Here is a 15,848-nt window from a genome sequence, read left to right as displayed (position 1 = left end):
GTTGCTAGAAACATCATACAAATACTTGGCGGGGCGCCCACGGGCGACCCCCACAAACTTTCATTCATGCAAACGACACACATTCTTGTGGCGGGCTCGCCACGTGCGAGCCCCTACGTTAGAATGCTACTTTTTTATGAACTTTTATCTATAAGGTTTCCTATTTCATGCAGGCTGATTTCTGCTTTTTGGTCATCGAAGGGTTCGCAGTGGATGCGGTTGCGGCCGGCTTCTTTAGCCTGATAGAGGAAATGGTCGGCTAAGGCGAATATTTTCCGCAGGTCGACAGCGCCCTGGCAGAGGCCCCACGTATAGCCGCCGCTCATCGTCGGCTGGCGGGTCAAATCGTCAAAGGGCAAGTCCTTCAAGTGCCGCTGGAACCGCTCTACATCGTCCTGAAACGAAGGTTGATTCCGAAATGACAAAATCAGGAATTCATCGCCTCCATAGCGGTAGACACAATCATCCGGGAAGATATGGCGCAAAAGCCGGCTGATGCCGGACAGGATATCATCGCCGAGTACATGGCCATAGGTATCATTGAAAAATTTAAACCGGTCGATGTCGCAAATCATGACACAAATCGTCTGTCCTAAATACTGTTCAAAATCTTCCCGCAGGGCTTCGCGGTTCAGCAGCCCGGTCAGCTCATCGGTCCGGCTCCGCTGGTAAAACTCTCTTCATTACTGGACCGGAGGTGCATGCGTATCTGGGCAAAAGCCAGGGCCAGATGGCGCCGCGAAAAGATGATGACCAGACAAACCAGATAAAAGAGGACGATATCGTATTGGTCCTGCCAGGCAATCTGATGACCTGTCATGGCGATGACGGCAAAGGTCGTGACCAGATTGACGGCGACGATGGGAAACAAAACCTTGAGGTTATCGTAAATGGGCAGCAAATAGACCAGGATGAGCATGAGCAGGTATTCAAAGAAGAAACTGCTCCCGTCCTGGGTGCTGAAAAAAGTCAGGCACGCCAGGGATGAATTGATGAACAAAAAGATATAGACCAGATTTTCTAATATCTTTTCATTGCGGACCGCTCCGTGCAGACATCGGTAGAAACCGGCAAAAAAGAGGACATTGACGCTAAAAATGATTCCATAGACTGCCGTTGCATTGATAGCCGGCAAGACGGCTCCGGCTGCATTGGGCGCATACGTACCGATGACCCCGGTCAGGGCGATGATGCACAGGAGGCAGGAAATGAAACTGCAGGCATAGAGATTATCCCGTATTTTCCGTTTCCTGAATTCCGGATCCGCCAAAATAGCCTGGATATCACCAAATGGCCCATGAAATATTTTATGTACATGTTTTCGTAAATATATAACAAATCTCATGAAAAAGCCCCCATTTGTCTATACTTATAGTATCAAAACAAATGAGGGCTTGCAAGTTTTACTCGATGACCTCAATGACTGCCCGGTACGGCTTCCATGAGCGTTTCGGCCTGAGCCTTCGCTTTTTCTTTGGCTTCATGAGCATCCATGTGGCGGGCAAAGATGCCGGCCAGGATAGAACCCGTTACCTGATGGATAGCCGCTCCGACGGCTGCCGGAATGGCGACGGCCGGGGCAAAGAAGACCGATACCAGCGAAATGGCCAGGGCGTCGTTCTGCATGCCGACTTCCAACGTGACCGAGTGCTGCTGTTTCTTGCCCAAGCCCAGCTTGCCTGTAACGAAATAGCCGATGAGGAAGCCGCCGAGATTGTGCAGGAGGACCATGAGGATGATGAAGATACCCATGTCCAGGATTTTAGCGCCATTGATGGCAATGACGCCGCCGACGATAACCAGGACGCCGAAAGCCGAAACGAGGACCAGGACCTTCGACAGGGAGGCAATATGTTTTTCTCCCATCAGGCGATGCGTCAATAAGCCGAGGATCAAGGGAACCAGGATGACTTTCATGACCGTCATGGCCATAGCCATAAAGGAAACTTCGACCCATTGGCCGGCCAGGCCCCAGACGATGAAAGGCATCATAATCGGCGCCAGCAAGGTCGAACACGTCGTAATGGAAACGGACAGGGGTACATCAGCCTTGGCCAGGAAACCCATGACATTTGACGCCGTCCCGCTGGGACAGGAGCCGAGGAGGATCATGCCGACGGCGATTTCCGGCGGCATTTCAAAGGCCAGGACCAGGGCATAGGCCAAGAGGGGCATAATCGTATAGTGAGCCGTACAGCCGATGAGGACTTCCTTCGGCCGCTGGACGATCAATTTGAAATCCCGGGCATGGAGCGTCATACCCATACCGAACATGATGACGCCTAACAAGAGGACCGTATGAGGAACCGCCCAGAGAAAGGCATTGGGCATGAAATAAGCCCAGATGACGACGAGAAAGACGATATACGTCAAATTCTTCCCAACAAAACCGCTCAACTTTCCAATGAAATCCATCATAGTCACGCACATCCTTTCTAAAATAAGACCTGACAAATACAAATACGCAAACGGTTTTGATGGAGCAAAAAAAAACTTTGCCTCTAAAAAGAGACAAAGTATTCACTCTGCGGTACCACTCTCATTGTCGTAATGACCACTTTTCCAGCATCTCCGGGACAGCCCATGTAATGCCTGGCAAGGTAACGGTTGCCTGCCGGCTGCGTCTACTAGCAAAATACGTTCGGGCAGCAGCTCCTGGACGACTTCACGCCGGGATTCCATCCTGCCTCTCAGCCGCCAGCAGGTCTCTGTCATGGTTTCCCAAACATTACTATTTCCATTCAACACTGTTTTGTATTTGTTGAGGCCTATTATACCGTGTCGCTCCCGTGAAGTCAATAAGCTTTTAAGTTAGTTGTACGTTTTACCGTCAAAAATTTACATATGTCATGGTCATCTTTTCTATATTTTATAGTTGAAATTTGAATTTGAATTATATATAATAGAAAGAGAAAATTCTGCTAATCTGCATACCGTCCTAAGAAAGAAGGAATGTCCATGCTCTCCGCTTCCCTGCAAGCCCATAAGAAACAGCTCTTCATTTTCATCATCCTCCTGGCCGCTGCCGCTGGGGCCTGGTGCTACTGGCAGCAGCCTAAAGCAGCGCCGCTTACGCTCCATGGCAATGTCGATGTCCGTCAGGTTTCGCTCACATTCAATGCCAGTGAACGCATCGCCTCGATGAATGTCGAAGAAGGCGACCGTGTCCACCAAGGGCAGGTCCTGGCTACGCTCAATACGACGCCCCTAAAATTGACGATTGCCCGCTGCCAGGCGCAAATCGCCCAGCAGGAAGCCGTCGTCGCTAAGATGAACAACGGCTCGCGGCCCGAAGAAATTGCCGAAGCAGCGGCTTCCGTCCAATCGGCTCAGGCCGAAGCGGATAATGCCGCCGCCGATTATCAGCGCATGAGTACGCTCTATGCCGGCGACGCCATCAGCAAGCAGACCTTGGATGCAGCGGAAGCCAAGGCCAAATCGACAGCGGCTACCCTGGCCCATGCTCAGTCGGCCCACGACCTGGCCAGCAACGGCTATCGCCAGGAAGACATCGACGCCGCACAGGCACAGCTCCAGTCCCTGCAGAACGAACTGCAGACCGCCCAGTATAACCTGAGCCAGGCCACTCTCGTCGCCCCGCAGGACGGCGTCATCCGCTCGCGCCTCGTCGAACCGGGCGACATGGCCTCACCGTCGACACCGGTCTATACGCTCAGCCTGGATACGACCAAGTGGATCCGGGCCTACATTTCGGAAGATAAACTGGGAAAAATCCACGAAGGCCAGTCGGCAACGGTCACTATCGACAGCGTCGACACGCCCTTGACGGGCCAGGTCGGTTACATTTCCGACACGGCAGAGTTTACGCCGAAATCCGTGGAAACCGATGACCTCAGGACATCCCTCGTCTATGAAGTCCGGATTTACGTCACCGACCCCGACAACGTCCTGCGCCTGGGCATGCCGGCGACAGTCACCTTCTGAGGCAGAAAGGAAGGATTCCCATGACGAACTGTCAGCCTGCATCGACCTCCCCAGCCCTCGAGGCCCAGGGGATCGTAAAACAATTCATCCGCCCTGGTCAGTCCAGTCCGGTCACGGCTTTATCAGGGGTTTCACTGACCGTCCGCACCGGGAGTCTGACGGCCATCATCGGCCCTGACGGGGCTGGCAAGACGACTTTCATGCGCCTCGTCTGCGGCCTGTTGAAAAGCGATGCCGGCAGCCTGTCGGTCCTGGGTATGGACGTGGCCAGCCATCCTCAGGCCGTCCAGGACCATATCGGTTATATGCCCCAGGAATTCGGTCTCTATGAAGACCTGTCGGTCCAGGAAAACCTGGACCTCTACGCCAACCTCCACGCGGTCCCTCAAGCCGTGCGCCAGGAGCGCTTCAAGAAACTGCTCGACCTGACCGGTCTGAGCCCGTTCACGAAGCGCATGGCCGGCAAGCTCTCTGGCGGTATGAAGCAGAAATTGGGGCTGGCCTGCACCCTCGTTTCCATGCCGCCGCTGCTGCTCCTCGACGAGCCGACAGTCGGCGTCGACCCCCTATCGCGGCGGGAACTGTGGCAAATCCTCGACACCCTGTCGGCATCGGGGTCCCTGACCATCCTGGTCGCAACGGCCTACCTGGAAGAAGCCGAACACTGCCACGACGTATACATCCTGCATAAAGGGCATATCCTGGCCCAGGGCGCACCGGACACGCTCTGCCACTATGCCCAGGGCCGCTGTTATGTCGTCAGGCCGCCGGAAAATGTCCCACCGCGGCTCATACAGGCTGCCCTCATCGACGAAACGGAAGCCGTAGCCGATGCCGTTCCCGAAGGCGGGGCCGTCCGTTTCAGTCTGACGCCCCAGGCCAGCCTGAAGGACCTCGCCCTGCCCGGCCTGACAGTAACGGCCGTCCCGGCCAGACTGGAAGATAGTTTCATGAGCCTCCTGCGCCAGCAGGAACCGTCCCTTCCCTCCCACTACAGCCGCCCCGATATGACTGCTGCCAAAAGAGTAGAAACAGGACGGAAAATCATCGAAGTCCGGGACATTGTCCGCCGCTTCGGCGATTTCATCGCCGTCAATCATACGTCGTTCAGCGTCTACGAAGGGGAAATCTTCGGCCTCCTCGGCCCGAACGGAGCCGGGAAATCGACGACGTTCCGCATGCTCTGCGGCCTGCTTCCCGTATCGTCCGGCCAGATTTCCGTAGCCGGCGTCAACCTGCGAACCGCCCGAGCCCAGGCCAGGGCCCATATCGGCTACGTAGCGCAAAAATTCTCCCTCTACACGACGCTGTCCGTCGAAGAGAACCTCCGCTTCTTCGGCAGTGCCTACGGCCTGCGCGGCCGCCGGCTGGACCAGCGCATCGAAGCGGTCATCGAAGAATTCGATTTGTCCGGCTTCCGCCATATGCCGGCCGGCAGCCTTCCTGGCGGCTACAAACAACGCCTGTCCATGGCAGCGGCCCTGCTCCACGAACCACCTATCCTCTTTCTCGACGAACCGACAAGCGGCATCGACCCGCTGGCCCGCCGTCTCTTCTGGCGGCAGATCACGGACCTGTCGGCCAAGGGGACGACGATCATCGTCACGACACATTTCATGGAAGAAGCCGAATACTGCGACCGCATCATGATACAGGACCGGGGGCAGCTCATCGCCATCGGCACGCCGTCGGCCATCCGGAAACAGGGCGGTAATAGTCCGACTATGAATGACGCCTTCATCCATATCGTCGAGTCCGGCCGCCATCATCAGGAGGTATCGTCATGAACCTGCATCGTTTTCTCGCCTTATGTCATAAAGAATTCTGTCAGATGCTGCGCGACCCCAGCAGCTTCCTCATCGGCATCGTCATCCCTCTCATGCTCATCATCCTCATGGGATCCGGCCTATCCCTCGATGTCAAGGACCTGCCCGTCGCCGTCGCCCTGGAAGACAGCTCGCCGACGGCCCGCAGCACCCTTCACTTCCTCGACGGCTCGCCATATTTCTCACCGCACTACGTATCTTCCATAAGTGAGGCCGCCGCCCTGATGGATGCCCGCCAGGCCGATGCCATCATCGTCATCCCGCCGGATTTCACGGACCGCCTGGAACAAGGCCATGCGACGGTGCAGGTCCTCTTGTATGGCATCGATGCGACGACGGCCAATGCGGCCAATACCTATATTTCCAGCGGCTTCCAGGCCTGGCAGGCCGCTTGGGCCAAAAGCCACGGCGCAGCGTCCCGGACGGGTACGATTACACTGGTGTCGCGGCAATGGTTCAACGACGCCAATACGAGTTCATGGATGTTCATCCCCGGACTCATCGTCATCGTCATGACCCTGGTCGGCGTCTTCCTGACCTCCCTGGTCATGGCCCGGGAATGGGAACGGGGCACACTGGAATCCCTCTTCGTCACACCCGTCCGGCCGCTGGAAATCATTGCCGCCAAAATGATACCCTATTTCTGCATCGCCCTGGTCGGCCTTGTTCTCTGCCTCGTCGCCGCTTATTACGGCTACGGCGTGCCCATGCACGGGTCTCTGGCCTTGATTCTTCTATCATCTATTGAATACATCTTCGTCGCCATCGGCATGGGCCTCACCATTTCGTCGCTGACCAAGAACCAGTTCCTGGCCTGCCAGATGGCCCTGGTCGTCAGCCTGCTCCCGACGATCATGCTCAGTGGTTTCCTCTTTGACCTGCGTAGCGTACCGACAGCCATTGCCGTCATCGGCCACGTCCTGCCAGCGACGTATTATATGGAATTGATGAAATCCTTGTTCCTGGCCGGCACGACGGGGCCCCTGGTCATCAAGGACTGTGCCATCCTCGGCGCTTATGCCGTATTCTTCGTTTTCCTGTCCCTGCGCGTCACCAAAAAGGGGGTTGCCTGATGGACACATTCCGACTGACTTTTTATAAAATCTACCAGCTCATCGTCAAAGAACTGCTGACGACCTTGAAAGACCCGAAGAGCCGTGTCATCCTGGTCATCCCCGTCCTCGTCCAAGGACTCCTATTTGGGTATACGGCGACGTATAACCTCGACAATGTACCGTATGCCCTCGTCGATGAAGACCACAGCCGGGAATCGGCCGATTTCATCGCCCATCTCGATGGGACCGGCATCTTCCAGCGCGTCCAGACCTTGTCGTCGACACAGCAGATCGCCCAAGCCATCGACAGCGGCGAGGCCATGATCGTCATTACCATCCCATCGGACTTTGCCCGCCGACTGAACAGCGGCCAGGAAGCGCCGATCCAGACGGTCACCGACGGACGCAATCCCATGACAGCCGGCCTGGCGGCCAGTTATGCTGCCTCTATCGTCTCAGCCATGAATGTCCAGCGAATCGGCCATCAGCCACTCATCGAAATCCGTTCGCGCATCTGGTATAACCCCAATAACATTACACGCCGCATGTTCCTGCCATCGCTCATCCCCATGCTGGCCTTGACACAGGTCCTCATCCTGGCCGGCCTCTCCGTCGCCAGGGAACGGGAAAATGGCACCTTCGACCAGCTTCTGGTCACGCCGCTGACGCCGCCAGAAATCCTCATCGGCAAAGCCGTGCCGCCTATCCTCATCGGCCTCGTCCAGGCGACGCTCATGTTGTGCATCGCCGTGTTTTGGTTTAAAATACAATTAGTCGGTTCCCTGGCCGCTCTCTACCTTACGATTTTCATTTTCCTCGTAAGTTGTGTCGGCCTGGGCCTGTCGATTTCAGCCGTAGCCAAGAACATGCAGCAAGTCATGGTATACTGTTTCTTATTCCTCATGCCCATGATACTCCTGTCAGGACTGGCGACACCAGTCCGCAACATGCCGCAGGTCCTGCAGTACGTGACCTATATCAATCCCATGCGCTTTGCCATCGAAGCCATACGCCGCATCTACCTGGAAGGCGCCGGTATCCCTGTAATTGCCTATACTTATCTGCCCATGCTGGCCGTTGCCGCCGTCACCCTGCCCCTGGCTGCCTGGCTGTTTCGCCATAAATTATCATAGAAAGAGGGATTGCTATGCCTCATAAAGCGCCTGTGACGTCGAGCCGCGAAGACGGCCGGGAAACAAAAGCACGCATCATCGAAGCTGCAGGCCCGCTCTTTGCCCAACACGGCTACGACGGTACGACAAGTAAGGAAATCTGCCAAAAAGCTGGTGTCAATATGGCGGCTGTCAACTATCACTTCGGCAGCCGCGACGGCCTGTACGTCGCCGTCCTCGAAGAAGTCCAGGATTACCTGGTCAATGTGGACGTACTCAAAAAACTGGCGCAGCAAGAAGGCTCGCCGCGCCAGAAATTAGAACGTTTTGTCGATTATTTTATAGAAGATGCCTTTCGCCGCAACGACTGGCACGTCCGCGTCTGGATCCAGGAACTCCTGCACCCGTCGCCGTACATTCAGAATATCATTTCCCAAAAGGGCCTGCCCAAATTCTACGTATCCTCAGGCGTCCTGCAGCAGGCCTTGGGCTATGACACGGCGGATATCGGATTTTACAGTGCCTACCTCAGCCTCATCGCGCCGTTCACCCTGGCCTTCCTGGCCCAGAACAGCCCGGTCATCAAGGCTCTGCCCGTCCACTATCCAAAGGAAGAATTCATCCAGCACTTAAAGAAAAACTTCTTCAAGACTCTCGATGCCTTGACGGTTCCCAAAACGTAGTGCCTGGCTGATTTACGGGAGTACAGACCGGACCCGATTCTGGAGCTCCGGCACGACGTCGGCCTCGAACCAGGGATTCTTGGCCTGCCAGCGGAAGTTGAGCGGACTGGGATGAACGATGGGGAAATAGTCCGGCAAGTAAGCCTGATAATTCCGCACAGTCTCCGTCAGGTTGCGTTCCGTCCGGCCTTTCAAATAATAGTCGATGGCGTACTTGCCGACGAGGATGGTCAGTGCCAGGTCCGGCATGAGTTGCAGAATTTCACGATGATATTCCTGGGCGATGAACCGTCTCGGCGGTTTGTCGCCCGTTTTGGCTTTGCCCGGATAGTAGAAATCCATAGGCATAATGGAAATGGCCGGCGAATAGAAAGTCTGGCTGTCAATGCCCATCCAGGCCATCAGCTTTTCACCGGACTTGTCATGGAAAGGAATCCCCGATTCTTCGACCTTCTTGCCCGGAGCCTGACCGATGATCAAGATTCTCGCTTTCTCGTGGATCTGAAAAATAGGACCGATGCCGCGGGCCGTATACGACGCGTTCCGTTCGTCCGTTTTTAATTGATCAATGATCTCCTGCAAATGCATAAAAACGCCTCCTAAATGGTAAAGAGCCTGCCATGATACACGAATAAGCTGTGGTCGAACATCACCACGGGCCTCCCTGGCCGGGACGGCCCCTACGTAGGCGGCAGATAGCCGCGTTATTTTTCATCGCCTGTATGCGATGCCGTAGGGGACGCCTGTCTAAGGCGTCCCGCCGTGAATCCTGTAAATGATTGGAATATATGACAAGTGGCACATTGTCGTAATACCATCATCAGACGATTAAATGATAATAAATAATAGGTATGAATAGGGCTGGCAGGAAATCGGCTACTTTCAGCTTCGTCAACTGGAACATGTTGAGGGCAATACCCAGGATCATGACACTGCCGACGGCATTCAATTCCCGGATGACATCGGGCGTCATGAGGGGCATGATGAAGGTCGCCAACAGATAGAAAAAGCCCTGATAGATGAAGAGGACGATGCCGACGGGAACGACGCCCAAGCCGTAAAGGGTCCCAAAAATGAAAGAAGACGTAAAGTCCAGGGCGCTCTTGAAATAGAGAAGGTCATGACTCCCCAGGGCCGCCTGGATAGGGCCGAGGATGGCCATGGCGCCGATGACCTGCATGATGGATAAGGTGACGAAGCCCCGGACGAACCGCGAATCATCGCCGTGGCCCATGCGTTTCTTGAGGAATTCGCCGAAGCGGTTCATGCCATCTTCGATGCCGATAGCCGTCCCGACGAGGGTACCGATAATCATGCTAGCCAATACGAGGAGCAGATTCTGGCTCTGGACGGCTCCTTGTATGCCCATGATGGCGACGCACAGAGAAATGACACCAAAAATGGCCTTGGTAAAGCGCTCCGGTATGCCGCGCTTCAAAAGAAATCCCAGCAATGCCCCTAATGACGACGTCACGGCATTGACGATGACAGCGAACATGTACTTTCCCCCTGACAAGTGAATTTGTATCCATTATAGCAGAAAAAAGGCGCTGTCGCACGAAGACAGCGCCTTTTTTTAGCAGTTAGCAGCTAGCCGTTAGCAGTTAGTGGATGGCTTTGAATTTAAAGGCTTTCTATGTAAACTACAAACTCCATACTATAAACTATAAAGAGAATGGGAGCGCACATGATGGCAGAAGCCTTCGTGCGATAGTCTCTTTTAGCAGTTAGTGGATGGAATCGAATTTAATGGGCTGCTGTGGGCGATACGCTGGCAGCGGCTTTCTGGTCGGTTTCGTAGTTGGAGTCGAAGCGTTTGTTCAGGTAGTTGACGTAGAGATAGGCCAAGACGGCACCGGAGATGTTGTGCCATGCACTGAAGACGGCACCGGGGACGCCGGCCATGGGCAGGGATGCAAAGTGTGCTTTGGCCAGGCCCGTTGCTAAGCCGGAATTCTGCATGCCGACTTCGATGGACAAGGCGACCATTTTCTTCCAGCTCATGCCGCAGAGATGGCCGATAAAGAATCCCAGGGCATAGCCCAGGCAGTTGTGCAGGATGACGACCAGCAGGATGATGCCCGAACTGTTGAGGATAGCATCGCGGCTGGCTCCGATGATGCCGGCGATGAGGAAGGAAATAGCCAGGGCCGAAACAGCCGGCAGGTAATCCGCAGCCGTATCAGCCAGCTTCGGCAGGAAGCTCTTGACGATGAGGCCCAGAGCGATGGGGACGATGACGATCTGCAGGATCGATAAGAACATGCCGACCGGGTCAAAGGAGATGCGCTGACCGATGATGAGATACGTCAAAAGCGGCGTCATGATCGGCGAAATTAACGTCGATACACTGGTCATCGTGACCGACAGGGGTACGTCGCCTTTGCTCATGAAGGTGATGACATTAGACGATGTACCGCCCGGGCAGGTCCCGACGAGGACGACGCCAACCGTCAGGGCCGGGTCGAGCTGGAAAATCGTCGAAAGGACGTAGGCCAGGAAAGGCATGACGAAATACTGGGCGCAGGCGCCAAAAAAGACATCTTTCGGCCGCTTGAGGACCAGGGCGAAATCGTGGACGCTCATGGTCATGCCCATGCCGAACATGATGACGCCGAGGAGGACGGAGAGAACGGAAATGCCGCCCACCTTGCCGAGGACCCAAGAAAAGCTCGTCGGCAGGGTCATGCCGATGATGAGGAAGATGACGGCGATGACGCCGAAATATTTACCGATAAGGGCACAGACTTTTTTCATGATGAATACCTCTTTTTAAAACAATATGTTTATAAGTCCAAAAAAAAGGAACCTCCTGCCCCGATGGGGATTCTCCGCCATTCCGAAGAGGCCCGGCCAGGGCAAGAGGCTCGTTGAAAGACTAATTATTTCATGACAGCGCCGGTATTGGCAGACGTGACGAGTTTCGCATAGCGGGACAAGTAACCGGTCTTGACCTTCGGTTCCGGCTGCTTCCATTCAGCTTTGCGTTTTGCCAATTCTTCATCGCTGACTTCCAGTTCCAATTTACGGTTGGGAATGTCGATGGAAATAGTGTCTCCGTCGTGGACCAGGGCCAGGGGGCCGCCTTCCATAGCTTCCGGCGAGATGTGGCCGATGCAGGCGCCGCGGCTGGCACCGCTGAAGCGGCCGTCAGTCAGGAGGGCGACTTTCAGGCCCATGCCGGTGATGACAGCTGTCGGGTTGAGCATTTCACGCATGCCCGGACCGCCTTTCGGGCCTTCGTAGCGGATGACGACGACGTGGCCTTCTTTGATTTCACCGCCGATGATAGCGGCAATAGCAGCTTCTTCCGAGTCATAGCATTTGGCCGTACCTTTATAGACCAGGAGGTCCGGTTCGACGGCACTTTCCTTGATGACCGAGCCGAGAGGCGCCAGGTTGCCTTTGAGGACGGCAATGCCGCCTTTATGCATATAGGCGTTTTCTACGGAATGGATGACGTCGTGGTTGAGGATCTTCGCATCTTTGATGCGGTCGCCGACCGTGCCGGTAATGGTCTTGGCGTCGGTGTGGATGAGGCCCAATTTGGAGACCTCTTTCATGACAGCGCAGATGCCGCCGGCTTCATCGAGGTCCTGCATATGATACGTGCCGCCAGGGCTCATCTTGCAGATATAGGCTGCTTTACGGCTGATTTCGTCGAATTCATCGAGCGAGAGGTCGACGCCGGCTTCGTGGGCGATGGCCGGTAAATGGAGGGCCGTGTTGGTCGAACCACCGATAGCCATGTCGACGGCAATGGCGTTTTCAAAGGCTTCCAGGGTCATGATGTCGCGCGGCTTGATATCTTTGCGGACCAAATCCATGACGACCTGGCCGGCTTTCTTAGCCAACATGCGGCGCAGGCCCGTATAGGCAGCGGGAATGGTGCCGTTGCCGGGAAGGCCCATGCCGAGGACTTCGGTCATGCAGTTCATGGTGTTGGCTGTGAACAAGCCGGAACAGGAACCGCAGCCCGGGCAGGCCTGGAATTCCATCTGGTGCATTTCTTCCGGTGTCATCTGGCCCGATTCGACTTTGCCAGCGGCTTCAAACATGGTGCTGACGCTGATGTTCTTGCCGTTGTGACGGCCGGCGAGCATGGGGCCGCCGCTGACGACGACTGTCGGGATGTTGAGGCGGCCGGCAGCCATGAGCATAGCCGGGACGATTTTATCGCAGTTCGGGATGAGTACCAGGCCATCAAAGGCATGAGCTGTCGCTACGGCTTCAATGGAGTCACAGATCAGTTCACGGCTGGACAAGGAAAAGCTCATGCCGCGATGACCCATGGCGATACCGTCGCAGACGCCGATGGACGGGAATTCAATCGGTGTACCGCCGGCAGCGGCAACGCCGAGCTTGACTGCTTCGGCAATATCGCGCAAATGGATATGGCCGGGAATGATTTCATTGAAGGCATTACAGATACCGATCAACGGTTTCTGCAAATCTTCATCGCTATAGCCCATAGCATGGAATAACGTACGATGGGCGGTTCGGGTAACGCCCTTTTTAACAACATCACTGCGCATGGTATTCATCCTTTCTCTACATATCCTTGACGGCCATTTCGCCGCGGGACAGGGAAATCTGCCCGGTCCGGGCGATTTCAATAATATCATAATCTTTCAGCATTTCCAAAAGAGCCTCGATATGGTCTTCCCGGCCTGTCAGGCGCAGGACCAGGGAACGGCGCTGGACGTCGACGATCTTGGCGTTGAAGAGCTGGGCGATATTGGTCAGTTCTTCGCGGGTCTGCGGCGTCGGGCTCTGGACTTTGATCATCGCCAGTTCATAACTGATGAACGGCGCATCGTCGAGGTTGACGACTTTGATGACGTCGATGAGCTTGGCCAGCTGGTTGACGGCCTGGTCGAGTTCCCAGCGGTTTTCAACGGAAACGACGATGTTGATACGCGTTACGTCAGCTTCTTCCGTATAACCGGCATTGATACATTCAATATTAATGGCTCTGCGGCTAATCAGGCCGGCGACGTGCGTCAGGACGCCCGGTTTATTGTCGCAGAGAATAGCGAGATGTTGTCTCATCATTTCCCTTCACCTCCCAATACCATCTGGTCCAGGCGCTTGCCGCCGGGAACCATGGGATAGACATTTTCATCAGCCGGGATGAAGACGTCGAGCAGTGCCGGCCCTTCCGTCTTGAACAGGGCTTCTACGGCTTTAGCCAGGTCTTCCGGCTTATGGACGGCCGTCCCGGGAACCCCCATGGACGCGGATACGGCTGTCAAATCGGGGTTATCCCCAATCAGCGATTCAGCGCAGTGGCCGTTGTAGAACAAGCGCTGCCACTGGTTGACCATGCCCAGGACGTTGTTGTGGAGAACGATGGTCTTGACATCGACGCCATATTTATGAAGAGTGGCGAATTCCTGGCAGTTCATCATGATACTGCCGTCGCCAGTGAATAAGACGACTTTCGACTTGGGACAGCCCAGCTTGGCACCGAGGGCAGCCGGCAGGCCATAGCCCATAGTACCCAGACCGCCAGAGGTAACGAAGCGGCGGGGCTTATTTAAATCGAAGAACTGAGCTGCCCACATCTGGTGCTGGCCGACGTCGGTAACGACGATGGTGTCGTCGTCGGTCCACTTCTGGACCTCTTCAAAGAGCTTCTGCGGCGAAACGGCATCGGGAAGGTCCCGCGTGGCAAAGGGATGAGCGGCCTTCATATCGAGGACGAAAGTCCGCCATTCACCATAGCGGTCCGCCAGATGCGTTTCATGAGCTGCCAGCTTTTCGTCGAGGAGCGGCAGGGACCAGCGGAGGTCGCCGTTGACGCTGATGTCGGCGTGGACGATTTTATTGATTTCTACTTTATCGATATCGAAGTGGACGATCTGCGCGTTCGGCGCGAAATTTTCGACGTCGCCAGTGACGCGGTCATCGAATCGGGCGCCGATGGCGACCAGGAGGTCGCATTTCGTAACGGCCATATTGGCAGCGTACGAGCCATGCATGCCGACCATGCCCAGGTGGGCGTCATACGTATCGGGGACGCAGCCCTTGCCCATGAGGGTCGTGACGACAGGGACATGCATCTGCTGGACGATGTGTTTCAAGCGGTCCGACATGTTGGAAAGGACGACGCCGCCACCGGTGAGGATGACCGGGCGCTTTGCCTTTTCAATGGCTTCGACGGCGCGGTCGACATCGGCTTCATTGCCGACGTGATGGCCCTGGTAGCCGCGCAGATGGACTTCTTCGGGATATTCAAATTCAAAAGGTGTATCGAATACATCCTTGGCAATATCGACAAGGACCGGCCCGGGCCGGCCTGTGGTTGCGATGTAAAAGGCTTCTTTCAAGACCCGGGGCAATTCCTTGACGTTCTTCACTAAATAGTTGTGTTTCGTAATCGGCGTGGTAATACCGGAGATATCAGCTTCCTGGAAGGAATCGCGCCCGATAAGGGGCGTTGCTACCTGGCCGCTGATGACGACGAGGGGAATGGAATCCATGTTGGCCGTGGCAATGCCTGTAACCATGTTGCAGACGCCAGGACCGGACGTAGCAAAGCAGACACCGGGCTTGCCCGTAGCGCGGGCATAGCCGTCAGCGGCGTGGACAGCTCCCTGTTCGTGGCCTGTCAGGACATGGGGAAATTTGGCTTTATATAATTCATCATATAATGTCAGGACAGCCCCGCCGGGATAGCCGAAGACGACTTGTACCTGTTCACGTTTCAAGCATTCGATCACTGCTTGTGCTCCGGTCATTTTCATCTCATTCACCTCATCATAAAACATGACTCATACTTACAAAGAAGCTATTCTTCAATCAACCTGCTTCTTGGGTTTGATGTCTGAAGTTTGATGTTAAAAGTTATTTCCAACTTCAAACTCCAAACATCCAACTTCAAACTATGTCTTAGTCGTTCTGGTCGTTGTTGTGGAGCCACGGCATCATGGCACGGAGTTTTTCACCGACCTGTTCGAGCGGATGTTCCGCATGCTGACGGCGCATAGCCAGGAAGTGAGCGCGGCCGCCGGCTTTGTTTTCGAGGAGCCAATCTTTGGCGAAGGCACCGGACTGGATGTCGTTGAGGACTTCTTTCATGGCTTTCTTCGATTCCTGGGTTACGACACGCGGGCCAGCCGTGTAATCGCCGTATTCAGCGGTATCACTGATGGATTTACGCATCTTAGCCATGCCGCCTTCGTACATGAGGTCGACGATCAACTTCATTTCATGGAAGGTTTC

At 55.2% G+C, this 15,848-nt stretch carries 14 protein-coding genes, 1 pseudogene and 1 other annotated feature; of the genes and pseudogenes, 5 read left to right on the top strand and 10 right to left on the bottom strand.

Annotated features, from left to right (window positions below; translation table 11 throughout):
- Nucleotides 1-134: 134 nt before the first annotated feature.
- The 3 genes from WMO23_RS08595 to WMO23_RS08585 form a co-directional block, all read right to left on the bottom strand.
- Nucleotides 135-620: a GGDEF domain-containing protein gene (locus WMO23_RS08595; RefSeq protein ID WP_349173791.1), complete on the bottom strand. Its 486-nt coding sequence runs from the start codon at nucleotides 618-620 to the stop codon at nucleotides 135-137.
- A gap of 23 nt (nucleotides 621-643) precedes the next feature.
- The gene (locus tag WMO23_RS08590) at nucleotides 644-1,345 is read right to left on the bottom strand and encodes a hypothetical protein (RefSeq protein ID WP_349173789.1); all 702 of its coding nucleotides are present in this window, start codon (nucleotides 1,343-1,345) and stop codon (nucleotides 644-646) included.
- A 71-nt stretch (nucleotides 1,346-1,416) separates the two neighbouring features.
- The gene (locus tag WMO23_RS08585) at nucleotides 1,417-2,418 is read right to left on the bottom strand and encodes a bile acid:sodium symporter family protein (RefSeq protein WP_302680806.1); all 1,002 of its coding nucleotides are present in this window, start codon (nucleotides 2,416-2,418) and stop codon (nucleotides 1,417-1,419) included.
- 86 nt (nucleotides 2,419-2,504) lie between these two features.
- Nucleotides 2,505-2,754, bottom strand: a binding site (T-box leader).
- Between the two features lie 204 nt (nucleotides 2,755-2,958).
- On the opposite strand from WMO23_RS08585, the gene WMO23_RS08580 reads away from it, so the two are divergent.
- Genes WMO23_RS08580 through WMO23_RS08560 form a run of 5 tightly spaced genes read left to right on the top strand, consistent with a single transcriptional unit; the run spans nucleotide 2,959 to nucleotide 8,621 of the window.
- On the top strand, nucleotides 2,959-3,945 hold the full coding sequence (locus tag WMO23_RS08580; RefSeq protein ID WP_020310601.1) for an HlyD family secretion protein: 987 nt from the start codon (nucleotides 2,959-2,961) through the stop codon (nucleotides 3,943-3,945).
- 20 nt (nucleotides 3,946-3,965) lie between these two features.
- Nucleotides 3,966-5,732, top strand: coding sequence for an ATP-binding cassette domain-containing protein (locus WMO23_RS08575; protein WP_020310602.1), 1,767 nt, complete (start codon nucleotides 3,966-3,968; stop codon nucleotides 5,730-5,732).
- A complete protein-coding gene (locus WMO23_RS08570) occupies nucleotides 5,729-6,844 on the top strand; it encodes an ABC transporter permease (RefSeq protein ID WP_020310603.1) in 1,116 nt (371 codons plus the stop codon). The genes WMO23_RS08575 and WMO23_RS08570 overlap by 4 nt, the downstream gene beginning before the upstream one ends.
- Nucleotides 6,844-7,959 carry an ABC transporter permease gene (locus WMO23_RS08565; protein ID WP_020723684.1) on the top strand — a complete coding sequence of 372 codons (1,116 nt, stop codon included), beginning with the start codon at nucleotides 6,844-6,846 and terminating at the stop codon, nucleotides 7,957-7,959. Before WMO23_RS08570 ends, WMO23_RS08565 begins: the two co-directional genes overlap by 1 nt.
- A 14-nt stretch (nucleotides 7,960-7,973) precedes the next feature.
- A complete protein-coding gene (locus tag WMO23_RS08560; protein ID WP_020310604.1) occupies nucleotides 7,974-8,621 on the top strand; it encodes a TetR/AcrR family transcriptional regulator in 648 nt (215 codons plus the stop codon).
- A 12-nt stretch (nucleotides 8,622-8,633) separates the two neighbouring features.
- On the opposite strand, the gene WMO23_RS08555 is transcribed toward WMO23_RS08560, so the two are convergent.
- The 7 genes and pseudogenes from WMO23_RS08555 to WMO23_RS08525 form a co-directional block, all read right to left on the bottom strand.
- Nucleotides 8,634-9,209, bottom strand: coding sequence for a uracil-DNA glycosylase family protein (locus WMO23_RS08555; RefSeq protein ID WP_020310605.1), 576 nt, complete (start codon nucleotides 9,207-9,209; stop codon nucleotides 8,634-8,636).
- A gap of 232 nt (nucleotides 9,210-9,441) precedes the next feature.
- Nucleotides 9,442-10,119, bottom strand: a complete 678-nt coding sequence (locus tag WMO23_RS08550) for a DUF554 domain-containing protein (protein WP_020723685.1) — start codon at nucleotides 10,117-10,119, stop codon at nucleotides 9,442-9,444.
- Nucleotides 10,120-10,367: 248 nt separating this feature from the next.
- Nucleotides 10,368-11,378, bottom strand: a complete 1,011-nt coding sequence (locus WMO23_RS08545) for a bile acid:sodium symporter family protein (RefSeq protein WP_020310608.1) — start codon at nucleotides 11,376-11,378, stop codon at nucleotides 10,368-10,370.
- Between the two features lie 125 nt (nucleotides 11,379-11,503).
- On the bottom strand, nucleotides 11,504-13,156 hold the full coding sequence (gene ilvD / locus WMO23_RS08540; protein ID WP_020310609.1) for a dihydroxy-acid dehydratase: 1,653 nt from the start codon (nucleotides 13,154-13,156) through the stop codon (nucleotides 11,504-11,506).
- A gap of 16 nt (nucleotides 13,157-13,172) precedes the next feature.
- Entirely contained in the window at nucleotides 13,173-13,676 is a 504-nt protein-coding gene (gene ilvN, locus WMO23_RS08535; RefSeq protein ID WP_020310610.1) for an acetolactate synthase small subunit, read from the bottom strand.
- On the bottom strand, nucleotides 13,673-15,370 hold the full coding sequence (gene ilvB, locus WMO23_RS08530) for a biosynthetic-type acetolactate synthase large subunit (RefSeq protein ID WP_302491266.1): 1,698 nt from the start codon (nucleotides 15,368-15,370) through the stop codon (nucleotides 13,673-13,675). Before ilvB ends, ilvN begins: the two co-directional genes overlap by 4 nt.
- A gap of 145 nt (nucleotides 15,371-15,515) precedes the next feature.
- Nucleotides 15,516-15,848 (bottom strand): annotated as a pseudogene (locus WMO23_RS08525) (ketol-acid reductoisomerase); the annotation flags it as partial.

Origin of the sequence: Megasphaera intestinihominis (genome assembly GCF_040096415.1) — a bacterium.
Taxonomy (GTDB): Bacteria; Bacillota; Negativicutes; order Veillonellales; family Megasphaeraceae; genus Megasphaera; species Megasphaera intestinihominis.
This window is presented reverse-complemented; position numbering and strand designations above follow the sequence as displayed.